Consider the following 21,201-nt stretch of genomic DNA (forward strand, 5'->3'; position numbering starts at 1 on the left):
GGTACATGAGCGATAGCGTCGAAATGTTTACCGATGGTGCCTGCAAGGGCAACCCTGGCCCCGGCGGCTGGGGTGTGCTGATGATTTTCAAGGGCGTTGAAAAAGAGTTGTGGGGCGGCGAACGTGAGACCACCAACAACCGCATGGAGTTGATGGCCGCCATCCAGGGGCTCATGGCGCTCAAACGTGAGTGCGAGGTCGTGCTGACGACTGACTCGCAGTACGTGATGAAAGGCATCAGCGAGTGGATGGTCAACTGGAAAAAGCGTGGCTGGAAGACCGCGGCCAAGGAGCCTGTGAAGAATGCCGACCTGTGGCAGTTGCTGGACGAACAGGTCAACCGCCACAAGGTGACCTGGAAGTGGGTGCGCGGCCACATTGGCCACCCCGGCAACGAGCGTGCAGACCAGCTGGCCAACCGTGGCGTGGACGAAGTGCGCGCCCGGGCCTGAAGCCCTGAACCCGATCCCAGGTGCGAAGGGGGCACAGCGCTTGCCTTCGGCCTGCTGTTATACTGCGCACCTTTGTAAGCGATGCAAGTTGGAGTCCCCAGGTGGAGCAACAGCAAGACAAGCGGTTCGTTATCCTCGATACCGAAACCACGGGTATGCCGGTCAGCGAGGGGCACCGCATCATCGAGATCGGCTGCGTCGAGGTGGTCGGCAGGCGTCTGACAGGCAGGCACTTCCACGTCTACCTGCAGCCTGACCGCGAAAGTGACGAGGGCGCGATCAATGTCCATGGCATCACTGACGCCTTTCTGGTTGGCAAACCTCGCTTCAGCGACGTAGCCGAGGAGTTCTTCGCGTTCATCCAGGGCGCCACGCTGGTCATCCACAACGCAGCGTTCGACGTGGGGTTCATCAACAACGAGTTCGCGCTGCTGGGCCAGCAGGACCGTGCCGACCTGTCCCAGCACTGCACCATTCTCGACACCTTGTTGCTGGCGCGGGCGCGTCATCCGGGGCAACGCAACAGCCTGGATGCCTTATGCAAACGCTACGATATCGACAACTCGGGGCGCGAACTGCACGGCGCGCTGCTCGACGCCGAGCTGCTGGCAGATGTCTATCTGGCGATGACCGGCGGCCAGACCAGTCTGTCGTTGGCAGGGCACGGCAGCGATTCGGACGAAAACGGGCAGGGCAGTGGTGGAACTGACATACGCCGCATCAGCGGACGTGCGCCAGGCCGGGTCATTCTGGCCACACCGGATGAGCTGGAATCACATGCCGAACGTCTTGCAGCGATTGCAAAGTCCGCCGGCGGCCCCTCGCTCTGGCAGGCGCTGACCGAGCGGTCAGCGGACTGAAAAAGTCACGGCCCGTTGCTGTTCAATCCAGGCCCGCAAAATCGGTACAAACATGATTGAGTAGCAACAGGCTAGTACTGTCTCCCTGTCATGGGATACGAATGATTTCGACACCGGTGCGGGCAAGCTCGAATCGATTTTCACCCAGGTAGTTGACGCGGTCGCCGATGGCAAGGCGGTAAGTAGTGATAGGTGCGCCGGTCGTGCTGCCGTCCAGTTGCAGGGTAGATTCCTGGAACTCGTGAACGGGATAGATACGGCCTTCGGCGTCGCGGGCATGGAATTGGCCGACCATTACTGCTGCCATTTGGGTGGAACCCTCTGAATTGCGTAGGAAATGTCTGTAGCAGTAGACCTTCCAAGGGCAAGGGAAGTTTTCGCGGCCAGGAAAAAAAACCAAAGCCGTGCAAAACGGTCATCTATAACTACATCGTCCCTGAAAACGTGAAGTTGGAGATTGCCATGACCCAGGTCTATTCGGTTGCCGTCGTCGTCGGTAGCCTGCGCAAGGATTCCTATAACCGCAAGGTGGCCCGCGCGCTGTCTGAGCTGGCGCCGTCTAGCCTGGCACTGAAGATCGTCGAGATCGGCGACTTACCCATGTATAACGAAGACCTGGAAACCGATGCTCCGCCAACTGCCTGGACACGCTTTCGGGAGGACATCAAGGGCAGCGATGCGGTGCTCTTCGTCACGCCAGAGTACAACCGGACCATGCCAGGCTGCCTGAAAAATGCCATCGACGTGGGTTCAAGGCCTTACGGGCAAAGCGCGTGGGGCGGTAAACCGGCAGCCGTGGCGAGTGTGTCGCCAGGCGCGATCGGCGGCTTTGGTGCCAACCATTCGGTGCGTCAGTCTCTGGTGTTCCTGGACATGCCGTGCATGCAGATGCCGGAGGCCTACATTGGCGGCGCTGCCAGTTTGTTCGACGAGTCAGGCAAGCTCAACGACAAAACCCGGCCGTTTCTGCAGGGCTTCATCGACAAGTTCGCGTCTTGGGTGAAGCTCAATCGGTCCGTATGACGGTGGGCTAGGCGGCGCCACATTGCGCAGGCCAGCCGGCCGGCGCAATGTCTGTCAGCCAGAGAATGCTCGATTGTGGCAGTCAATGGAAGGTATAGGACACTCCAGCATAGACCGCAGCGCCTTCCCCCGGGGTGGAGCGGGCAATGTCGCGCCCTGCGTCATTGAAGCCTGGGGTAACGGTTGCCGCGTAACGCTTGTTGGTCAGGTTGCGTAGATCCAGCCAGGTCTGCCAGTCACGCTGCGGCGAGTCCCAACCGAGACGGGCACCGAGCGTAGCGTAATCGTCGGCGTGGTAGCTGTTGGCATAGTCCACTTGCACCTTGGACGCCATCTGCGTGTTGAGCCCGGCGTAGAAGCCATTGGGCCAGTCGAAGCGCAATTCGGCCTGGTAGTAATGCATGGGGATGCCCGGCAGGCGGTTGTGGCCGAATTTTTCGTCGTCGCGGTAATGGAAGTCACTGAAGGTATAGGCCTGGCGCAGGCTCAGACGGCCCATGCCTGACTGTTCCCACAGGGTGCTGTCCAGCCCGGCCTCCACGCCTTGGTGCACCGTGGCGCTGGCGTTGAATTCCGAGGTGAAGTTCGGCACCACCTCGACCGCGAGCAGTTCGTGGCGTACCTGGGAGTAGTACCAGGCAAGGTCCCATCGCCCGACCGCGGACGCGCCGCGCGCACCCACCTCCAGCGTGGTGGCGGTCTGGTTCTGCATTTTGATCGGTTGAATCTGCTTGCCGCCAACGCTTGGCGCACTCCAGATCAATGACCAAGGGTGCGGCGGTTCTACCGACCGGCTGAGGTTGCCGTATACCTGCAGGTCGGGGCGTATGTCGTAGCGCAGGCCCACCCGTGGCGCATAGTCCCAGTCGTGCAGGGACACCTTGCCGCCCTGGGCAGGGTAGGTCACGTCGCTCTCGCGGCGGGTATAGATCGCGGCCAGGCCTGTGGTCAGCCACACATTGGGTACCAGCTCCAGGTCGTTACCCACGTGCAACACGGTGTCTGAGCCTTGATAGGTAAAGTCTCGGGTGCGGTCTGCGAATACATGGCCGTTACGAGCAAACTGCGACGCGCCGCTGTTGGGCAGGTGTTTGGTGGTGCGCCAGCCGATTGTGGACTTGCTTTCGCGCCCGAACAACGTATCGCGGCGCCTGTAGTCGAGTGTGCCGCTGACGTCGGTATAGGCGACTTTCAGGCGCATGGGCCCTTCGCGAAGGTCCATGGGGTAATCGTGGTACACCAGGCCAGCTTCAAGCTTGGCGTCATCATCGAGGTAAAAGGTTGTTTTGTTGCCCACCCAGGTGCTGCCCGGTTGCGGGCGACTGTCATCGCGAGCCAGGTAGCTTGGGTTGGCTGCCCGCGGGTGGTGCTTGATCTGGTCTTTGGTCAGGCGGCCGGCCAGTTCGTTTTCGGTTTCCCGGTAACGCAGGTAGAACCGCGTTTCCAGGTTCGGGTTGAAGCGGTAGCCGATGTTGGCGGCCATCCCGCTGGCGCTGCCACTGCTGTGCCGCTGATAGCCGTTGTACTCGACGTCGGTAAGGGCCACGTAGTAATCCAGGTCACCGAGTACCTGGCCCGAACTGATGTGCCGATGCTGATAGCCCCGGCTGCCCACTTCGTAGCGTATTTGCAACGGCGCGGCATCGCGGCCCGTGTGGGTGACATAGTTGATCGCGCCGCCGAGGGCCAGGGCACCTTGATCAAAGCCATTGGCCCCCCGTAGCACTTCGGCGCGGCTCAACCATAACGGTTCGAACAGCTCGTAGGGCGTGCCACCTGGTCCAGTCAGGGGCAGGCCATCGAACAGGGTGTACACACCCGAGCCATGCGCACCCGGTGCCCGGTTGATGCCCGAGCCACGGATCGACAGCTTGATCCCATCGTTGCCTGCCGACTGGGCGAACACCCCTGGCTGGTAGGCCAGAACGTCCTGGTTGCTGGCCACGCGGCCTTGTCCAATGCCGTGCATGTCCACCACGTTGCTGGCGCCCGGTATGGCCCGCAAGCGCTCACTGGCGGCGCTCAGGTCGTCCTGTTCCTCCTCGGTGATCAGCACCTGGCCCAGTTCGACCGGCGCCGCTGCCAGCGCGGGCTGGGCGGCCATGAACACACCCAGCATACCCACGCAGGGGGTAAGGGACAAAACGCAACGCATTGTAGGGCTCCAGATAGATGGCGGACGAATATCAGCATTGAGACGAGCGAAATGGCGCTCGGAGCACGTCGAAAGTCGGCGAATCCATCGGGTTTCCAAGGCGCGCAAGTGTATGAAGTTTCCGTACAAAGCCCACCGCTAGAGCAGGCGCGTACTTGCTTCGTAAGGTGAGTGCAGGCCGGCAGCATCGCCGATCGTAAATTATCCGGAGTTCGAACATGGCTACCGATGCAAGAGGTTCACAACAATCCCTCTCAGCTAAACCCACAGGCGCGCCCATCGGCGACTCCACATTCGTACCCACGCGCCTGACGCCGCGCGAAGAGCAAGTACTGCTGTGGTGCGCCTACGGCAAGAGCTCGTGGGAAATCGGGCAGATACTGGGATGCAAGGAATCGACGGTGAATTTTCACGTATCCAACATTATGCGCAAATTCGACGTACCCACCCGGGTAGGGGCTGTCATCAAAGCCATTCGCTATGGCCTGTTGGCCGAAGCGTGAGGTGCTTTCATGAATCATCAAGACATCGTTCGTGCTGTCGACTGCCACGACCCATTCTGGCCACGCATTGATCTGAACGGGCTGCGCAAGCGCCTGAAGTTGCAGCGAACCACAGGTGATGCGGCCATCGAGGTAGCCGCTTATTGCGCCGTGATCAAAGCCGCTCGCGAGTTTGCCAACTGGCGCGCCGCGTTGCGAAGCCTGGGCTACAGACGCCTGGATGACGTGTGCGGGCATGACCATGGGCGTGCGCTGCGCATTTGTTACCTGTGCTTTGTGGACGCGGCAATCTTGTACCACCTGGGCGTGCCCTACGTGCGCTCATCACGCCGGGGTGTCCGTCATGGCTGAACGACTTGATGCAGGTGTATTCCAAGCGGTCATAGAGCTGCTAAGCACGGAGGCCAGCGTGTTGTTTGCCGCCTTGCTTGGCGCGTTGCTGGTCAGTGCGGCTCGAGATCGGCTGATCACCGACACGGCCAAGCGGCTTACATTGAGCAAGAAAATACTGCTGGTGTTCGTGACGGTTGGGGTAGGGCATCTGTTCGAACCCTTGATTTCGTCCATCGCGCCTTTGCTGACCCCTGGCATGTCGGCCTTCGTCGCCGCTGTCGTGGTCATTCCCATCAGCTTGAAGGTCATGGTCTGGCTGGATTCGCTGGATCCGCGCGAGCTTATTCAGCGTTGGCGCCGTCGGGGTTAAGGGGCACTACTGCCAGAACCCTTACTGAGCTCGGTCAGTCGTTGTTCCAGCAGCTGTATCCGTTGTTTGTCCTTGATCACGAGCAGGATGGCCTGGCGGTCAGTGGGGGACAGAGTGCGCAATCGCCCCAGCAGATCCGACTCCCACTCAGCGTTTTCTTGAGCAAAAAAAGCAGCTTGGCCCTTGCCCAACAGCAACCAGTCAAGAGAGCACGCATAGTGTACGGCAATCTCTACGCAAAACGAATATGGGACACTGTTGCGGACTTTCCAGCTGCTCAAGGTCTGCGGGCTGATCGACAACGCCCGTGAAAGCTCCGCATCAGTGTGGGTACCGGTCAGCTGCTTGAGACGCTCCATGACGGCAGCGAGCGCATGAGTACTCATAACAAATATCCATCACTGGTTTAATGATATTCCATGGGCTTAAACTACTCGTTACGAATACAGCCCTGTGCTTTTAGGAGGATTCCCGCATGAGGAACTTGAAGATGAGCCACCCAGCCATGCATTCAGCCAAAACTTACGTGGCCCTAGGATCATGCCTACATCGCAGAAGCAGCAACAATGCTAGCAGGTACTTCTCGTGAGTACTTATAAACTGGTTTGCCCGCATTGCCACAGCCGCATGCGCATACGTACCAGCGAAGGCCGTCATATTTTCCTGCGAATTGCCTATTTGCAATGCACCACCGAGGCGTGCGGTTGGTCAGTACGGGCTGAGTTCGAGATGACCCACGAGCTGTCCCCAAGCGGCATGCCCAACCCTGGCGTTTACCTCCCACCCGCCAAGGGCGACGTGCGCAAGGCGGCATTACCGGACACAGCCGCTGTGCTGGCGCGGTGAGTGAGGCGCAGCGATGTGGCCAAGGATGGCGTACCACGTTAATGGCGCGGATACAAAAACACCCCGCACAAGCGGGGTGTTTCGCGTTGCCAGACCGATCAGCCGATCAGTTGCAGGCTTGCTTGCTGCACAAGGTCCAGCAAGGGCTGTGGATACACGCCGAGAATGAACGCAAGCACGGCGACGGCCAGCAGCATGACGCCACCGGTGCGCTGTTCCCATTTCAGCGGGGCATCATGACGGCGCAGGTTCGGCTCTACCAGGTACAGGGTCACCATGACGCGCAAGTAGTAGTACACGCCAATGGCGCTACCGATTACCAGAGCACCTACTAGCCACCACAGTTGCGACTCGACACCGGTGGCAATGATGTAGAACTTGCCGATGAAGCCAGCGGTGAGCGGGATGCCGGCCAGCGAAAGCATCATCACGGTGAGCACGGCAGTCAGGTAAGGGCGACGCCAGAACAGGCCGCGGTACTCGTACAGCGCGTCAGCGTCGCGGCCACCGTAAGGCGAGGACATCAGTGTGATGACCCCGAACGCCCCCAGGCTGGTGAGCACGTAGGTAACCAGATAGACGCCCATGGCCTCCAGCGCCAAGCCCTTGCTGGCGACCAGCGCGATCAGCAGGTAGCCGAAATGGGCGATGGACGAGTAACCCAGCAGGCGCTTGAGGTTGTTCTGGGTCAACGCCAACAGGTTGCCGACCAGGATCGAGGCCACGGCGATCACTGCAAGCACCGTGCTCAGCACACCGCTGCTGGCGGCAGGGGAGAGCATGAACAGGCGGATGACCACCGCGAAGACCGCTACTTTGCTGGCCGTGGCGAGGAACGCTGCGACCGGCGCCGGGGCACCTTCGTACACATCGGGCGTCCACAGGTGGAACGGTACCAGCGACAGCTTGAACGCCAGCCCGACCAGCATCATGCCCAGACCCAGTTGAGCCAGCAGGCTCGGCATGCTGGTGGCAGCCAGCGCCTTGCCCAGCTGGTCGAAGGTCAGGCTGCCGGCGTCTGCGTACAGCAGCGCCATGCCGAACAGCAGGAAGGCCGAACCTGCAGCCGACAGCACCATGTACTTGATGCCGGCTTCAAGCGAGCGCTTGTTGAAGAAGGCGTAGGCCACAAGGCCGTAGACCGGTACCGACAGCAACTCCAGGCCAATGAACAGGCCCGCCAGGTGGTTGGCGCTGACCAGCACCAGCCCGCCCAGTGCCGACATCAGCAGCAGCAGGTACAGCTCTTCGCGGTTGCCCGGGAAACCCTTGGCGCCTTCGCCCAGGTAGGCATGGGCGAGCGTCACGCACGCCAGGGTCGCGACCAGCATGATCGCCATGTACAGGCAGGCGAACTTGTCGATGGTGATCAGCGACGTGACCGCCAGCGGCGCGACCTTCAGTGCCGGCAGGATCGAGAGCAGGGCCAGGTTCAGCCCCACGGTGGACAGCAGGAATGTCTGCGAGTGATTGCGCTTCCAGGCGATTGCCAGCATCACCACCACCGTGGTGATGGTGGTGATCAGCATCGGCGCCAATGCGATGAAGTGTTGAGTGGTGAATTCCATAGCGCTCTTACCGGGCCGAAGCGAGTTGAGTGAAAGCGGAACCGAGCCACTGCTGCACACCACTCATGGTGGCGGCAGAGGTGTCGAGGAACGGCTGTGGATACACGCCCAGCAGCACCAGCAGTACCGCCAGGCCCAGCACCATGACCAGCTCGCGGGTGTCCATGCCGGCCAGTACGGTGTCCGATTTGCTCGGGCCGAAGTAGGCGCGGTGAATCATGATCAGCGAGTAGACCGAGCCGAACACCAGGCCAGTGGTGGCGATGACGGTGATCCACGGCACGTGTACGAAGCTGCCGAGCAGGATCAGGAACTCACCCACGAAGTTGCCGGTACCTGGCAGCCCCAGGGAGGCGGCAGCGAAGAACAGGCTGATGGCAGGCAGGTAGGCGATGCGGTGCCACAGCCCGCCCATCTGGCGCATGTCACGGGTGTGCAGACGCTCGTACAGCTGGCCGGACAGGATGAACAGCGCGGCAGCCGACAGGCCGTGAGCCAGCATCTGGATGACCGCACCCTGCAATGCTTGCTGGCTACCGGAGTAGATGCCGATCAGCACGAAGCCCATGTGTGAGACGCTGGAGAAGGCGATCAGGCGCTTGATGTCGGTCTGGGCAAAGGCCAGGAAGGCGCCGTAGAAGATGCCGATCAGGCCCAGGGTCATGGCGATGGGCGCGAACTCTGCCGATGCATTGGGGAACAGCGGCAGCGCAAAGCGCAGCAGGCCATAGGCCGCGGTCTTGAGCAGAATACCGGCCAGGTCCACGGAGCCTGCAGTAGGCGCCTGGGCGTGGGCATCGGGCAACCAGGAGTGGAACGGTACCACCGGCAGCTTCACGGCAAAGGCAATGAAGAAGCCCAGCATCAGCAGGTACTCGGTACCGGCCGGCAGGTCGGCCTTGAGCAGGTCGCTGTAGTTGAAGGTGATCACACCGGTGTTGGTGTAGTTGACCAGGACCAGGCCCAGGATCGCCACCAGCATGATCAGGCCACTGGCCTGGGTGAAGATGAAGAACTTGGTCGCCGCGTAGATGCGCGTCTTCTTGCCGTCCGCCGAGCTATGACCCCAGAGCGCGATGAGGAAGTACATCGGCACCAGCATCATTTCCCAGAAGAAGAAGAACAGGAACAGGTCCAGCGCCAGGAACACACCGACCACACCGCCCAGGATCCACATCAGGTTCAGGTGGAAGAAGCCGACGTGGCGCTGGATCTCTTTCCAGGAGCACAGCACCGACAGCACGCCCAGCAGGCCAGTGAGCAGAATCATCAGCAGCGACAGGCCGTCGAGCGCCAGGTGGATGCTGATGCCGAAGCGCTGGATCCACTGGACTTTGTATTCCAGCGCCCATGCAGGTTCGGCGCCCGGGGCAGGGGCAAGGGTGTAGTCGCCGTTAGCCCACAGCCACAGGCCGATACCGAGCAACAGGGACATGGTCAGCAGCGCGATCCAGCGCGGCAGGGTAGCGCCGAAGCGCTCGCCCAGCCAGCACAGGAAGCCGCCGATGAAGGGGATCAGGATCAGCCAAGGCAAAATCATGACGGGTTGGTTTCCTTTTGCAGGGTCGCAAGGTTCGCAAGGTTCATGGTCATACCGCGGCCACTACCACAGCGCCGAGTACCAGCACTGCGCCAATGGCGATGGAGGCGGTGTACCAGCGCAGCTGGCCCGTCTCGGTCTTGGTCATGGCCACGTGGCCACCGCGAGCCAGGCGAGGGATCAGGCCGATACCGCGGTCAACCGGGTCTTTGCGCAGCAGGTGGCTGATCAGCAGGTAGGGCTTGACGAACAGCTTGTCGTAGATCCAGTCAAAGCCCCAGGCCGCGAACCACCAGGCCGACAGCACGCGGCCGATGCCACTGTTGGCCACCGCGCTGACGAAGCTGCGCTTGCCCAGGAACAGCAAGGCGGCGAGCAGGATACCGGCAATGGCGATGGCGCCCGAGGTGATCTCCAGGGCATGCTTGGCTTCACCGCCGGCATGGCCTGCGCTCTGTGGCAGCACATCAGCCAGCGGCGGGGTGATCCATGCGCCGACGAAGGTCGACAGCACGATCAGCACGCCCAGTGGCAGCCAATGGCTGATGCCGTGGCCGGCATGAGCTTCGGTCTTCGCTTCGCCGTGGAAGGCGATGAAGATCAGGCGGAAGGTGTACAGCGAGGTCATGAAGGCGCCGACCAGACCGGCGTAAAGCAGGCCGGAGTTGCCGCTGGCGAAGGCTTCCCACAGGATCTCGTCCTTGGAGTAGAAGCCCACGGTCACGATCGGCAAGGCCGCCAGGGCAGCGCCACCGACCACGAAGCTGGCGTAGGCCAGGGGCAGCTTTTTCCACAGGCCGCCCATCTTGAAGATGTTCTGCTCGTGGTGGCAGGCCACGATGACGGCACCCGAGGCCAGGAACAGCAGCGCCTTGAAGAAGGCGTGGGTCATCAGGTGGAAGATCGCCGCATCCCAGGCGCCGACACCCAGGGCCAGGAACATGTAGCCGATCTGGCTCATGGTCGAGTAGGCCAGGATACGCTTGATGTCGGTTTGCACCAGCGCAGCGAAGCCCGCCAGCACCAGGGTCACGCCACCCACCACGCCCACCAGGTGCAGGATGTCCGGCGCCAGCAGGAACAGGCCATTGGTACGGGCGATCAGGTAGACACCGGCCGTCACCATCGTCGCCGCGTGGATCAGCGCCGACACTGGGGTCGGGCCGGCCATGGCGTCCGCCAACCAGGTCTGCAGCGGTAGCTGCGCGGATTTGCCCACGGCGCCGCCCAGCAGCATCAGTGTTGCCAGCACCATCCAGGTATCACCGGCCTGGAATTTCTGCGGTGCCAGCACCAGCAGTTCCTGGACGTTCAGCGTGCCCAGCTGGGCGAACAGGATGAACAGGCCGATGGCCATGAACACGTCGCCAATCCGGGTGACGATGAAGGCCTTGAGCGCTGCGTTACCATTGTTCCGGTTGCTGTAGTAGAAACCGATCAACAGGTAGGAACACAGGCCCACGCCTTCCCAACCGAAGTAGATGAACAGCAGGTTGTCGCCCAGGATCAGGAACAGCATGCTGGCGATGAACAGGTTGGTGTATGAGAAGAACCGCGAGTAGCCGGTCTCGCCACGCATGTACCAGGACGCGAACAAGTGGATCAGGAAACCCACGCCTGTCACTACGCCCAGCATGGTGACCGACAGGCCATCCAGGTACAGGGTGAAGTTCGGCGCAAAGCCATCCACCGACATCCACTGCCACAGCAGCTGGCTGTACGCACCGCCTTCAGGCGGGGCGACGTTGAACTGCCAGATCACGTAGGCGGCCGTGGCCGCCGACAGGCCCACCGAACCGACGCCGATCAGAGCGGACAGGTTCTCCGAGAACCTCCCGCGCGAGAACGACAGCAGCACAAAGCCGATGAGGGGAAAGACGAAAGTCAGGAAGAGAAGGTTCATCCGCGCATCTCACTGGCAGCATCGATGTCGAGAGTGTGGAAGCGGCGATACAGCTGCAGCAGGATGGCCAGGCCAATGCTGGCCTCGGCTGCTGCCAGGCTGATCACCAGAATGAACATCACTTGGCCATCGGGTTGGACCCAACGGGCACCGGCGACGACGAACGCCAGGGCAGAGGCGTTCATCATGACTTCCAGGCTCATGAGCACGAAGAGGATGTTGCGGCGGACCATCAGGCCAACCAGACCTAAGCAGAACAGGATGCCGGCGACGGCCAGACCATGTTCGAGAGGGATAGCACCCATGATTTACTCCTTCGCCTCATTGCGGCCCAGGTGGAAGGCGGTGACAGCTGCCGCGAGCAGCAGCATCGACGCCAGTTCGACCACCAGCAGGTAAGGGCCGAACAGGCTCACACCCACTGCTTTCGGGCCCACGGTGGTACCACTGATGGCAGCGCCGCTGGGTGCGACGAACAGCACGTACAGCAGCTCCACCAGCAACAGGGCGCCGAGGATCACCGGCCCTGCCCAGATACCGGGCTTGAGCCAGCCGCGCTCCTGGGCGACCGACGCCGGCCCCAGGTTGAGCATCATCACCACGAAGACGAACAGCACCATGATGGCGCCGGCATAGGCGATCACTTCCAGGGCGCCCGCGAACGGCGCGCCAAGGGAAAAGAAGATCATCGCCACGGAAATCAGCGAGATGATCAGGTAGAGCAGGGCGTGCACGGGGTTTGTGCCGGTCACCACCCGAAGGGTGGAGACCACGGCGATCCCGGATGCGAAGTAGAAAGCGAATTCCATCTTTCTGTCCTTATGGGAGCAAGCTCTTCACGTTGATCGGCTCGGCTTCGTTCTGTGCAGCGCCTTTCGGCTTGCCAGCGATCGCCATGCCCGCAACACGGTAGAAGTTGTAGTCAGGGTTCTTGCCGGGGCCGGAGATCAGCAGATCTTCTTTCTCGTACACCAGGTCCTGACGCTTGAACTCGGCCATTTCGAAATCCGGAGTCAGCTGGATTGCGGTGGTCGGGCACGCTTCTTCGCACAGGCCGCAGAAGATGCAGCGCGAGAAGTTGATGCGGAAGAACTCCGGGTACCAACGGCCGTCGTCGGTTTCTGCCTTCTGCAGCGAGATGCAGCCCACCGGGCAGGCTACCGCGCACAGGTTGCAGGCCACGCAGCGCTCTTCGCCGTCGGGGTCGCGCGTCAGGACGATGCGGCCACGGTAGCGTGGCGGCAGGTACACGGGTTCTTCGGGGTACTGCAGGGTGTCGCGCTTGCGGAACCCGTGGGAGAACACCATGGCCAGGCTGCGCAGCTGGGTGCCGGTGCCCTTAACGATGTCGCCGATATACTTGAACATGGGTCAAATCCTCACTGGGCCGCGACGGCTGGCGTGTTGTAAAGCACGATCGCAGCGGTCACCAGCAAATTGATCAGGGTCAGCGGCAGGCAGAACTTCCAGCTGAAGTCCATCACCTGGTCATAGCGTGGGCGCGGAATGGAGGCGCGCAGCAGGATGAACAGCATGATGAAGAACGCGGTCTTCAGGGCGAACCACAGGAACGGCAGTTGCGGCAGGATGCCGAACGGGCCGTGCCAGCCGCCGAAGAACAGGGTGACCAGCAGCGCCGAGATGAGGATGATGCCGATGTACTCACCGACGAAGAACATGCCCCACTTCATGCCGGCATACTCGATGTGGTAGCCGTCGGCCAGTTCCTGTTCCGCTTCCGGCTGGTCGAAGGGGTGACGGTGAGTCACGGCCACGCCAGCGATGAAGAAGGTACAGAAGCCGAAGAACTGCGGAATGATGAACCACAGGTTCTGCGCCTGGTACTCGACGATGTCGCGCATGTTGAACGAGCCGACCTGCACCACCACGCCCATCAGCGCCAGGCCCAGGAACACTTCGTACGACACGGTCTGGGCCGAGGCCCGCAAGCTGCCGAGCAAGGCGTACTTGTTGTTCGAGGACCAGCCGGCAAACAGCACGGCATACACCGACAGACCGGCCATGGCGAAGAAGAACAGCAGGCCGATGTTCAAGTCGGCCACGCCCCAGGTCGGGGTGATCGGGATGACCACGAAGGCAATCAGCAGGGCGCTCATGGCCACGACCGGTGCCAGGGTGAAGATCACGCGGTCGACGAAGGGCGGGTTCCAGTCTTCCTTGAAGAACATCTTGAGCATGTCGGCAGCGATCTGGAACATGCCGAACGGGCCGACGCGGTTCGGACCGTAACGGTCCTGCCACCAGCCCAGCAGGCGCCGCTCGATGAAGCTGAGCAGCGCGCCGCAGACCACCACCGCCAACAGGACCACGATGGCCCGTAGCACGGTGAGGATCACGTCGATCACTTCGGGGGTGAACCAGCTCATTGTGCTGCCTCCTGCAGGCCTTCGACGGATGCCCCGAACACGGCTGGCGGGATGCCGGCCAGGCCCTTGGGCAGCGCGACCAGGCCAGCGCCCAGCGCTTCATTGATACGCAGCGGCAAGCGTAGCGCCACACCCGCGACGTTCAGGTCCAGCAGGGCGCCTTCGTTGACGCCCAGGCGATCGGCTTCGGACTTGGCCAGGGCCACGTAGGCAGCCGGAATGCGCTCTTGCACTGGCGCGGCACGCGAGGAGCTTTCTTCGCTGCCGAACAGGTGGAAGAACGGTACCGCCGTCCAGGTGCCGCGGGCCGGGTTGAAGGCGCCAGGCACCGTGGTGAACCAGGCCAGGCCATCACCTTGGGATTCGATCAGGCGCACGCCGGGGTCGCCGGCACGCAAGTGACCGCCCACCTCGTCCTGAAACTTGTTCCAGGCCTGGGGCGAGTTCCAGCCTGGCGACCAGGCGAACGGGACCTGCTGACGCGGCTCGGCCGAGCCCGAATACCCTTCCATCGAGAAGGCAAAGGCGGTATCGCGGTCTTGCGGGGTACGCGGCTCGTGCACGCTGATGTTGGCGCGCATGGCGGTGCGACCGGAGTAGCGCAGCGGCTCGCGGGCAAGCTTCAGGCCCTTGATGCGGAAGGCGGCGCTTGGCGCGGCGTCGACGATGCCAGCCAGTTGCGGTGCCGCCTGGGCGCAGGCGTGGGTCACGTGGTCCAGTTGGGTCCAGTCCACGGGCTTAGTCAGCAGGGTTGCACGCAGGGCGTGCATCCAGCGCCAGCCTTCGTGGACCTGGATGCTGCTGTCCAGGTACTGCGGGTCGAACACCTGGAAGAAGCGCTGGGCACGGCCTTCCTGGCTGACCAAGGTGCCGTCGCCTTCGGCGAAGGAAGCGGCCGGCAGTACCAGGTGAGCGCGCTCGACCGTCGGGGTTCTGGAATGGTCGGCAACGATGACCACCTTGGCCGCTGCCAGGGCAGCGTCCACTTTGGCCGCAGGCACACGGGCGTAGAGGTCGTTTTCCAGCACCACGATGGCGTCGGCCTTGCCGTCGATGACCGCATCCAGCGCAGCGTCGACCGATTCGCCACCGAGCATGGCCAGGCCAAGGCTGTTGGCTTCAGGCACCACCAGGCTCAGCGAGCCTTGTTTGTCGCGCAGCTTCAGGGCTTTGGCGATGTTGGCGGCGGCTTCGATCAGCGAGGCATCGGCCAGCGAGGTGCCGGCAATGACCAGCGGGCGCTTGGCCGCGATCAGGGCATCGGCGATGCGCTGGACCAGGGCCTTGGCCTCGTCGTCCAGGCCGGCGACGGCGGGTGCACTTGGGTCGATGGCATGGGCCACGGCAAAACCAAGGCGGGCCAGGTCCGCCGGGGCTGCATGCACGCACTCCTCGGCCACGTCGTCGAGCTTGGTCTCGGCCAGGCTGGCGATGAACAGGGGGTACAGCGCATGCTGACCGATATTCTTGACGGCGGCGTCGAGCCACGGCTGAACCTTCATCGCCTCGGCCATGGCCTCGGCCTTGCCCTTGGTGGCCTGGCGCACGGCCAGGGCGACACGGGCAGCGGTCTGGGTCAGGTCTTCACCGAGCACGAATACCGCGTCGTGGTCTTCGATGTCGCGCAGGGTCGGAACGGGCAGGGGGCTGTTGTTCAACACCTCCAGCGCCAGGCGCACGCGCGCCAGTTCACCGGCTTCCATCCCACAGTGGAAGTACTCGGCACCAACCAGCTCGCGTAGGCCATAGTTGCTTTCCAGGCTGGCGCGTGGCGAACCGATACCGACGATGGTGCGGCCGCGCAGCAGGTCGGCGGCTTTGTCCAGGGCGGCGTCCAGGCCCAGCTTGGTGCCGTCGGCCAGTTGCGCCTGGCGTGGACGATCCTTGCGGTTGACGTAGCCATAGCCGAAGCGGCCCCTGTCGCACAGGAAGTACTGGTTCACCGAGCCGTTGAAACGGTTCTCGATGCGGCGCAGTTCACCGTAACGCTCGCCTGGGCTGATGTTGCAGCCACTGGAGCAACCGTGGCAGATGCTCGGGGCAAACTGCATGTCCCACTTGCGGTTGTAGCGTTCGGAGTGGGTCTTGTCGGTGAACACGCCGGTTGGGCAGACTTCGGTCAGGTTGCCCGAGAACTCGCTTTCCAGCACGCCGTCTTCGACGCGGCCGAAATAGACGTTGTCATGGGCGCCATAGACACCCAGGTCGGTGCCACCGGCATAGTCCTTGTAGTAACGCACGCAGCGGTAGCAGGCGATGCAGCGGTTCATCTCATGGGCGATGAACGGGCCAAGGTCCTGGTTCTGGTGGGTGCGCTTGGTGAAGCGATAGCGGCGCTCGTTGTGGCCGGTCATCACCGTCATGTCTTGCAGGTGGCAGTGACCGCCTTCCTCGCACACGGGGCAGTCGTGCGGGTGGTTGGTCATCAGCCATTCGACGACGCTGGCGCGAAACGCCTTGGACTCGTCATCGTCGATGGAGATCCAGGTGCCGTCGGATGCAGGCGTCATGCAGGACATGACGATACGCCCGCGAGTGTCGTTCTCGTCTGTGTACTGCTTGACCGCGCACTGGCGGCAGGCACCGACGCTGCCAAGCGCCGGGTGCCAGCAGAAATAAGGGATGTCGAGGCCAAGTGACAGACAGGCCTGTAACAGGTTGTCTGCACCGTTGACTTCGAGCGCTTTGCCGTCTACGTGGATAGTGGCCATTGTTCAAAGTTCTTCGTTGGCCCGCGTGAGCAGGCGTGGCTAATGGAATCGGTAAGCCTGCGACACGCCGCGATCGGGTCGGGCCTGTCGGCAAGCTGGCGGGTGGCACGGACCACCCGCTGGAACATCTTGTTATGCGCCGACTACGGTCGGCCCGGCCTGAAGCGGTCTTGCCAGGTCAGGGCGCAACGCCTCGCCAGCGACGACCGGCGCGACACCGGCCTCGAACTCCGAGCGGAAGTACTTGATGGCACTGCCAAGCGGCTCCACCGCACCCGGTGCGTGGGCGCAGAAGGTACGGCCTGGGCCAAGGAAGTTGACCAGCCCCAGCAGGGTCTCGATGTCTTCGGCACGGCCCTGGCGGTTTTCCAGGGCGCGCAGCATCTTCACGCTCCACGGCAGGCCGTCACGGCACGGTGTGCACCAGCCGCACGACTCACGGGCGAAGAACTCCTCCATGTTGCGCAGCAGCGAGACCATGCTGATGCTGTCGTCCACCGCCATGGCAAGGCCTGTGCCCATGCGGGTGCCGACCTTGGCGATACCGCCTGCGTACATCTGCGCGTCCAGGTGCTCGGGCAGCAGGAAACCGGTGCCGGCGCCGCCTGGCTGCCAGCACTTGAGGCGGAAGCCGTCGCGCATGCCGCCAGCGTAGTCCTCGAACAGTTCGCGTGCGGTGACGCCAAACGGCAATTCCCACAGGCCTGGGTTCTTGACCTTGCCGGAGAAGCCCATCAGCTTGGTGCCATGGTCTTCACTGCCCTCGCGGGCCAGCGACTTGTACCAGTCGTTGCCGTTGGCGACGATGGCCGGCACGTTGCACAGGGTCTCGACGTTGTTCACGCAGGTCGGCTTGCCCCATACGCCTACGGCGGCAGGGAAGGGCGGCTTGGAACGCGGGTTGGCGCGGCGACCTTCGAGCGAGTTGATCAGCGCGGTTTCTTCGCCGCAGATGTAGCGGCCTGCACCGGTGTGCACGAACAGCTCGAAATCGAAACCGCTGCCCAAGACGTTCTTGCCCAGCAGGCCAGCGGCCTTGGCTTCATCGATGGCGCGGTTGAGGTTTTTCGCCGCGGTGGTGTATTCGCCGCGCAGGAAGATGTAACCGCGGTAGGCCTTCAGCGCGCGGGCGCTGATCAGCATGCCTTCGATCAGCAGATGGGGCTGTTGCTCCATCAGCATGCGGTCCTTCCAGGTGTTGGGCTCCATTTCATCGGCGTTACACAGCAGGTAACGGATGTTCATGGATTCATCCTTGGGCATCAGGCCCCACTTCACCCCGGTGGGGAAGCCAGCGCCACCACGGCCCTTGAGGCCGGAGTCCTTGACGCTTTGCACGATCTCGTCAGCCGACATCTGCGCCAGCGCCTTGCGGGCAGCGGCGTAGCCGTTCTTCGATTCGTACTCGGCCAGCCAGACCGGCTCGCCGTCTTCACGCAGGCGCCAGGTCAGCGGATGGGTCTCAGCCGAGCGCGCGATGCGGTTGGCCGGGCCGAAGGAAGTGATGGTCATGCGTAACCCTCCAGCAGCTTGGAGACGCCAGCAGGCTGCACGTCGCCAAAGGTGTCGTCGTCGATCATCAGCGCCGGGGCCTTGTCGCAGTTCCCAAGGCAGCAGACCGGCAGCAGGGTGAAGCGGCCATCGGCAGTGGTTTGACCCAAACCGATGCCCAGCTCGCTCTGGATCTGGCTAACCACCGACTCGTGGCCGCCGATGTAGCACACCATGCTGTCGCACACGCGGATGATGTGGCGGCCGACCGGCTGGCGGAAGATCTGGCTGTAGAAGGTGGCGACGCCTTCGACGTCGCTGGCCGGGATACCCAGCACCTCGCCGATGGCGTGAATGGCGCCGTCCGGCACCCAGCCACGGGCTTTCTGCACGATCTTGAGGGCTTCGATGGACGCCGCACGCGGGTCCTCGTAGTGGTGCATTTCATGCTCGATGGCCGAGCGCTCGGTTTCGCTCAGGGCGAAACGGTCTGTCTGGATAAGCGTGCTGTTCATGCTTAGCGGTCCACGTCAGCCATAACGAAGTCGATACTGCCCAGGTACGCAATGAGGTCGGCAACCATGCTGCCTTTGATCACCGAAGGGATCTGCTGCAGGTGCGGGTAGCTCGGGGTGCGGATCCGGGTGCGGTAGCTCATGGTGCCGCCGTCGCTCGTCAGGTAGTAACTGTTGATGCCCTTGGTCGCCTCGATCATCTGGAACGACTCGTTGGCCGGCATGACCGGGCCCCACGACACTTGCAGGAAGTGGGTGATCAAGGTCTCGATGTGCTGCAGGGTGCGCTCTTTGGGCGGCGGCGTGGTCAGCGGGTGGTCCGCCTTGTACGGGCCTTCCGGCATGTTGCGCAGGCACTGGTCGATGATGCGGATACTCTGGCGCATCTCCTCGACACGGACCATGCAGCGATCGTAGGCATCGCCGTTGTGGGCCAGCGGCACTTCGAACTCGAAGTTCTCGTAGCCGGAGTAAGGGCGCGCCTTGCGCAGGTCGAAGTCGCAACCGGTGGAGCGCAGGCCGGCACCCGTAGTGCCCCAGGCCAGCGCCTCTTGCGTGTTGTAGGCGGCCACGCCAATGGTACGGCCCTTGAGAATGCTGTTCTGCAGGGCGGCCTTGGTGTATTCGTCCAGGCGCTTGGGCAGCCACTCGACGAAATCCTTGACCAGCTTGTCCCAGCCACGCGGCAGGTCGTGGGCGACGCCGCCGATGCGGTACCAGGCCGGGTGCAGCCGGAAACCGGTGATCGCTTCGATCACCGTGTACGCGCGCTGGCGGTCGGTGAAGGTGAAGAACACCGGGGTCATGGCGCCCACGTCCTGGATGTAGGTGCCCAGGAACAGCAGGTGGCTGGTGATGCGGAAGAATTCGGCGAGCATGATGCGAATCACGTCGACCTTCTGCGGCACCTGGATGCCGGCCAGCTTTTCTACCGCCAGGACGTACGGCAGGTTGTTCATCACACCGCCGAGGTAGTCGATACGGTCGGTGTAGGGAATGAAGCTGTGCCAGGACTGACGCTCGGCCATCTTCTCGGCACCGCGGTGGTGGTAGCCGATGTCCGGTACGCAGTCGACGATTTCTTCACCATCGAGCTGCAGGACGATACGGAAGGCACCGTGGGCAGACGGGTGGTTGGGGCCAAGGTTGAGGAACATGTAGTCCTCGTTGGCGCCCTGACGTTTCATGCCCCAGGCTTCGGGGTTGAAGCGCGCCGACTCTTCCTCAAGCTGCTGCTTGGCCAGGGTCAGGCTGTAGGGATCGAACTCGGTGGCGCGGGCCGGGTAGTCCTTGCGCAGTGGGTGACCTTCCCAGGTCGGCGGCATCATGATGCGGCTCAGGTGCGGGTGGCCGGCAAAATCGATGCCGAACATGTCCCACACTTCACGCTCGTACCAGTTGGCGTTGGGCCAGATGCTGGTCACCGACGGCAGGTTCAGGTCGCCTTCGCTGAGCGAGACCTTGATCATCACATCGCTGTTACGCTCGATCGACAGCAGGTGGTAGAAAACGCTGAAGTCGGCGGCAGGCAGGCCACGGCGCTGGGTGCGCAGGCGTTCGTCGACCCCGTGCAGGTCGTACAGCATGCTGTAAGGCTTGGCCACGCCACGCAGGAAGCTCAGCACTTCCTTGAGTTGGGCGCGCTTGACCCACAGCACGGGCATACCGGTGCGGGTTTCCTGGGCGACGAATGCTTCGGCGCCAAAACGGTTGTGCAATTCGACGACCACATCTTGGTCGTTTGCCTTGTAGGGCGGAATGTAAATAGCGTTGTCCGCTGTCATGGTCTCGGTCGCTTTGGGTCAACGTTAAGAATGAAGCCAGGCCGCCGGCACCCTCGGGCACCGGCGGCAGGTCGCTGGATCAGACTTCGTCGGGGCTGCGCAGGTTGGTGACGGCAATGCGCTGTTCACGACGCAGCTCTTTCTGGGCAGGCATCTCGGCACGGTAAATGCCTTGATCACCCACGACCCAGGAAAGCGGACGTCGCTCCTGGCCGATCGACTCCTGCAGCAGCATCAAGCCTTGCAGGAAAGCCTCAGGGCGTGGCGGACAGCCGGGCACGTAGACGTCCACGGGGAGGAACTTGTCGACCCCCTGAACGACCGAGTAGATGTCGTACATGCCGCCGGAGTTGGCGCACGAACCCATGGAAATGACCCATTTGGGCTCGAGCATCTGCTCGTAGAGGCGCTGAATGATCGGCGCCATCTTGATGAAGCAGGTACCGGCAATGACCATGAAGTCGGCCTGGCGCGGCGAGGCCCGGATGACTTCGGCGCCGAAGCGGGCGATGTCGTGGGGCGCCGTGAAGGCCGTGGTCATTTCCACGTAGCAGCAGGACAGGCCGAAGTTGTACGGCCACAGGGAGTTCTTGCGGCCCCAGTTGACGGCGCCACGCAGCACATCTTCGAGCTTGCCCATGAAGATGTTCTTGTGGACCTGGTCTTCGAGCAGTTGATCGGTGACGGTTTCCCGTTCACCAACCGGATACTGCTCGTTGGGTGCGTCCGGATCGATTCTGGTGAGATTGTATTGCATGCC

Annotated in this window: 22 protein-coding genes; 7 read left to right on the forward strand and 15 right to left on the reverse strand. The window is 62.5% G+C overall.

Annotated features, from left to right (window positions below):
- The first annotated feature begins 5 nt into the window (after positions 1 to 5).
- The gene (gene rnhA / locus ACF8R3_RS14450; RefSeq protein WP_058639800.1) at positions 6 to 452 is read left to right on the forward strand and encodes a ribonuclease HI; all 447 of its coding nucleotides are present in this window, start codon (positions 6 to 8) and stop codon (positions 450 to 452) included.
- 155 nt (positions 453 to 607) lie between these two features.
- Positions 608 to 1,312, forward strand: a complete 705-nt coding sequence (gene dnaQ / locus ACF8R3_RS14455) for a DNA polymerase III subunit epsilon (RefSeq protein ID WP_230375146.1) — start codon at positions 608 to 610, stop codon at positions 1,310 to 1,312.
- A gap of 88 nt (positions 1,313 to 1,400) precedes the next feature.
- Here the strand turns inward: dnaQ and ACF8R3_RS14460 are convergent, their stop codons facing one another.
- Positions 1,401 to 1,619 (reverse strand): hypothetical protein, encoded by a 219-nt coding sequence (locus ACF8R3_RS14460; RefSeq protein ID WP_023534782.1) that lies wholly within the window; start codon positions 1,617 to 1,619, stop codon positions 1,401 to 1,403.
- A gap of 155 nt (positions 1,620 to 1,774) precedes the next feature.
- Here ACF8R3_RS14460 and ACF8R3_RS14465 point away from each other — a divergent pair, with 155 nt between their 5' ends.
- Positions 1,775 to 2,335 carry an NADPH-dependent FMN reductase gene (locus ACF8R3_RS14465; protein WP_078478309.1) on the forward strand — a complete coding sequence of 187 codons (561 nt, stop codon included), beginning with the start codon at positions 1,775 to 1,777 and terminating at the stop codon, positions 2,333 to 2,335.
- An 82-nt stretch (positions 2,336 to 2,417) separates the two neighbouring features.
- Here the strand turns inward: ACF8R3_RS14465 and ACF8R3_RS14470 are convergent, their stop codons facing one another.
- Positions 2,418 to 4,490 carry a TonB-dependent receptor family protein gene (locus ACF8R3_RS14470; protein ID WP_392515780.1) on the reverse strand — a complete coding sequence of 691 codons (2,073 nt, stop codon included), beginning with the start codon at positions 4,488 to 4,490 and terminating at the stop codon, positions 2,418 to 2,420.
- Positions 4,491 to 4,708: 218 nt separating this feature from the next.
- Between ACF8R3_RS14470 and ACF8R3_RS14475 the strand changes: the two genes are divergently transcribed.
- The 3 genes from ACF8R3_RS14475 to ACF8R3_RS14485 are packed head-to-tail and all read left to right on the forward strand — an operon-like array spanning position 4,709 to position 5,696.
- On the forward strand, positions 4,709 to 4,993 hold the full coding sequence (locus tag ACF8R3_RS14475; RefSeq protein ID WP_058605091.1) for a helix-turn-helix domain-containing protein: 285 nt from the start codon (positions 4,709 to 4,711) through the stop codon (positions 4,991 to 4,993).
- A 9-nt stretch (positions 4,994 to 5,002) separates the two neighbouring features.
- On the forward strand, positions 5,003 to 5,344 hold the full coding sequence (locus ACF8R3_RS14480) for a head completion/stabilization protein (RefSeq protein WP_058605090.1): 342 nt from the start codon (positions 5,003 to 5,005) through the stop codon (positions 5,342 to 5,344).
- Positions 5,337 to 5,696: a hypothetical protein gene (locus ACF8R3_RS14485; RefSeq protein WP_058605089.1), complete on the forward strand. Its 360-nt coding sequence runs from the start codon at positions 5,337 to 5,339 to the stop codon at positions 5,694 to 5,696. Before ACF8R3_RS14480 ends, ACF8R3_RS14485 begins: the two co-directional genes overlap by 8 nt.
- Here the strand turns inward: ACF8R3_RS14485 and ACF8R3_RS14490 are convergent.
- Positions 5,693 to 6,082 (reverse strand): helix-turn-helix domain-containing protein, encoded by a 390-nt coding sequence (locus tag ACF8R3_RS14490; protein WP_058605088.1) that lies wholly within the window; start codon positions 6,080 to 6,082, stop codon positions 5,693 to 5,695. The genes ACF8R3_RS14485 and ACF8R3_RS14490 overlap by 4 nt on opposite strands.
- Before the next feature lie 199 nt (positions 6,083 to 6,281).
- On the opposite strand from ACF8R3_RS14490, the gene ACF8R3_RS14495 reads away from it, so the two are divergent.
- On the forward strand, positions 6,282 to 6,542 hold the full coding sequence (locus tag ACF8R3_RS14495) for an ogr/Delta-like zinc finger family protein (protein WP_058605087.1): 261 nt from the start codon (positions 6,282 to 6,284) through the stop codon (positions 6,540 to 6,542).
- A gap of 98 nt (positions 6,543 to 6,640) precedes the next feature.
- Here the strand turns inward: ACF8R3_RS14495 and nuoN are convergent, their stop codons facing one another.
- The 12 genes from nuoN to ACF8R3_RS14555 form a co-directional block, all read right to left on the reverse strand.
- Positions 6,641 to 8,110 (reverse strand): NADH-quinone oxidoreductase subunit NuoN, encoded by a 1,470-nt coding sequence (nuoN, locus tag ACF8R3_RS14500; RefSeq protein WP_058605086.1) that lies wholly within the window; start codon positions 8,108 to 8,110, stop codon positions 6,641 to 6,643.
- Positions 8,111 to 8,117: 7 nt separating this feature from the next.
- Entirely contained in the window at positions 8,118 to 9,650 is a 1,533-nt protein-coding gene (gene nuoM / locus ACF8R3_RS14505) for an NADH-quinone oxidoreductase subunit M (protein ID WP_058639795.1), read from the reverse strand.
- Positions 9,651 to 9,699: 49 nt separating this feature from the next.
- Entirely contained in the window at positions 9,700 to 11,553 is a 1,854-nt protein-coding gene (nuoL, locus tag ACF8R3_RS14510) for an NADH-quinone oxidoreductase subunit L (RefSeq protein WP_078478313.1), read from the reverse strand.
- Positions 11,550 to 11,858 (reverse strand): NADH-quinone oxidoreductase subunit NuoK, encoded by a 309-nt coding sequence (nuoK, locus tag ACF8R3_RS14515; protein WP_003251446.1) that lies wholly within the window; start codon positions 11,856 to 11,858, stop codon positions 11,550 to 11,552. Before nuoK ends, nuoL begins: the two co-directional genes overlap by 4 nt.
- Positions 11,859 to 11,861: 3 nt before the next feature.
- Complete coding sequence (gene nuoJ, locus ACF8R3_RS14520; protein WP_023534783.1) at positions 11,862 to 12,362, reverse strand: NADH-quinone oxidoreductase subunit J; 501 nt, start codon at positions 12,360 to 12,362, stop codon at positions 11,862 to 11,864.
- A 10-nt stretch (positions 12,363 to 12,372) separates the two neighbouring features.
- Complete coding sequence (gene nuoI / locus ACF8R3_RS14525) at positions 12,373 to 12,921, reverse strand: NADH-quinone oxidoreductase subunit NuoI (RefSeq protein ID WP_023534793.1); 549 nt, start codon at positions 12,919 to 12,921, stop codon at positions 12,373 to 12,375.
- Positions 12,922 to 12,932: 11 nt separating this feature from the next.
- Positions 12,933 to 13,940, reverse strand: a complete 1,008-nt coding sequence (nuoH, locus tag ACF8R3_RS14530) for an NADH-quinone oxidoreductase subunit NuoH (protein WP_392515781.1) — start codon at positions 13,938 to 13,940, stop codon at positions 12,933 to 12,935.
- Positions 13,937 to 16,651 carry an NADH-quinone oxidoreductase subunit NuoG gene (gene nuoG / locus ACF8R3_RS14535; protein ID WP_058605082.1) on the reverse strand — a complete coding sequence of 905 codons (2,715 nt, stop codon included), beginning with the start codon at positions 16,649 to 16,651 and terminating at the stop codon, positions 13,937 to 13,939. The genes nuoH and nuoG overlap by 4 nt, the downstream gene beginning before the upstream one ends.
- 132 nt (positions 16,652 to 16,783) lie before the next feature.
- Entirely contained in the window at positions 16,784 to 18,163 is a 1,380-nt protein-coding gene (gene nuoF / locus ACF8R3_RS14540; RefSeq protein WP_392515782.1) for an NADH-quinone oxidoreductase subunit NuoF, read from the reverse strand.
- The gene (nuoE, locus tag ACF8R3_RS14545; RefSeq protein ID WP_027916252.1) at positions 18,160 to 18,657 is read right to left on the reverse strand and encodes an NADH-quinone oxidoreductase subunit NuoE; all 498 of its coding nucleotides are present in this window, start codon (positions 18,655 to 18,657) and stop codon (positions 18,160 to 18,162) included. The genes nuoF and nuoE overlap by 4 nt, the downstream gene beginning before the upstream one ends.
- 2 nt (positions 18,658 to 18,659) lie before the next feature.
- Complete coding sequence (nuoC, locus tag ACF8R3_RS14550) at positions 18,660 to 20,441, reverse strand: NADH-quinone oxidoreductase subunit C/D (RefSeq protein WP_023534867.1); 1,782 nt, start codon at positions 20,439 to 20,441, stop codon at positions 18,660 to 18,662.
- A 79-nt stretch (positions 20,442 to 20,520) separates the two neighbouring features.
- A complete protein-coding gene (locus ACF8R3_RS14555) occupies positions 20,521 to 21,198 on the reverse strand; it encodes an NADH-quinone oxidoreductase subunit B family protein (protein WP_023534774.1) in 678 nt (225 codons plus the stop codon).
- Between the last annotated feature and the right edge of the window lie 3 nt (positions 21,199 to 21,201).

The organism is Pseudomonas sp. FYR_7, from assembly GCF_043106155.1.
Classification (GTDB): domain Bacteria; phylum Pseudomonadota; class Gammaproteobacteria; order Pseudomonadales; family Pseudomonadaceae; genus Aquipseudomonas; species Aquipseudomonas parafulva_B.

What these genes read in the sequence shown, in the direction of transcription:
- rnhA (WP_058639800.1), top strand. Translation starts at nt 6, where the DNA reads ATGAGCGATAGCGTCGAAATGTTTACCGATGGTGCCTGCAAGGGCAAC.
- dnaQ (WP_230375146.1), top strand. Translation starts at nt 608, where the DNA reads ATGCCGGTCAGCGAGGGGCACCGCATCATCGAGATCGGCTGCGTCGAG.
- ACF8R3_RS14460 (WP_023534782.1), bottom strand. Translation starts at nt 1,619, where the DNA reads ATGGCAGCAGTAATGGTCGGCCAATTCCATGCCCGCGACGCCGAAGGC.
- ACF8R3_RS14465 (WP_078478309.1), top strand. Translation starts at nt 1,775, where the DNA reads ATGACCCAGGTCTATTCGGTTGCCGTCGTCGTCGGTAGCCTGCGCAAG.
- ACF8R3_RS14470 (WP_392515780.1), bottom strand. Translation starts at nt 4,490, where the DNA reads ATGCGTTGCGTTTTGTCCCTTACCCCCTGCGTGGGTATGCTGGGTGTG.
- ACF8R3_RS14475 (WP_058605091.1), top strand. Translation starts at nt 4,709, where the DNA reads ATGGCTACCGATGCAAGAGGTTCACAACAATCCCTCTCAGCTAAACCC.
- ACF8R3_RS14480 (WP_058605090.1), top strand. Translation starts at nt 5,003, where the DNA reads ATGAATCATCAAGACATCGTTCGTGCTGTCGACTGCCACGACCCATTC.
- ACF8R3_RS14485 (WP_058605089.1), top strand. Translation starts at nt 5,337, where the DNA reads ATGGCTGAACGACTTGATGCAGGTGTATTCCAAGCGGTCATAGAGCTG.
- ACF8R3_RS14490 (WP_058605088.1), bottom strand. Translation starts at nt 6,082, where the DNA reads ATGAGTACTCATGCGCTCGCTGCCGTCATGGAGCGTCTCAAGCAGCTG.
- nuoN (WP_058605086.1), bottom strand. Translation starts at nt 8,110, where the DNA reads ATGGAATTCACCACTCAACACTTCATCGCATTGGCGCCGATGCTGATC.
- nuoM (WP_058639795.1), bottom strand. Translation starts at nt 9,650, where the DNA reads ATGATTTTGCCTTGGCTGATCCTGATCCCCTTCATCGGCGGCTTCCTG.
- nuoL (WP_078478313.1), bottom strand. Translation starts at nt 11,553, where the DNA reads ATGAACCTTCTCTTCCTGACTTTCGTCTTTCCCCTCATCGGCTTTGTG.
- nuoK (WP_003251446.1), bottom strand. Translation starts at nt 11,858, where the DNA reads ATGGGTGCTATCCCTCTCGAACATGGTCTGGCCGTCGCCGGCATCCTG.
- nuoJ (WP_023534783.1), bottom strand. Translation starts at nt 12,362, where the DNA reads ATGGAATTCGCTTTCTACTTCGCATCCGGGATCGCCGTGGTCTCCACC.
- nuoI (WP_023534793.1), bottom strand. Translation starts at nt 12,921, where the DNA reads ATGTTCAAGTATATCGGCGACATCGTTAAGGGCACCGGCACCCAGCTG.
- nuoH (WP_392515781.1), bottom strand. Translation starts at nt 13,940, where the DNA reads ATGAGCTGGTTCACCCCCGAAGTGATCGACGTGATCCTCACCGTGCTA.
- nuoG (WP_058605082.1), bottom strand. Translation starts at nt 16,651, where the DNA reads ATGGCCACTATCCACGTAGACGGCAAAGCGCTCGAAGTCAACGGTGCA.
- nuoF (WP_392515782.1), bottom strand. Translation starts at nt 18,163, where the DNA reads ATGACCATCACTTCCTTCGGCCCGGCCAACCGCATCGCGCGCTCGGCT.
- nuoE (WP_027916252.1), bottom strand. Translation starts at nt 18,657, where the DNA reads ATGAACAGCACGCTTATCCAGACAGACCGTTTCGCCCTGAGCGAAACC.
- nuoC (WP_023534867.1), bottom strand. Translation starts at nt 20,441, where the DNA reads ATGACAGCGGACAACGCTATTTACATTCCGCCCTACAAGGCAAACGAC.
- ACF8R3_RS14555 (WP_023534774.1), bottom strand. Translation starts at nt 21,198, where the DNA reads ATGCAATACAATCTCACCAGAATCGATCCGGACGCACCCAACGAGCAG.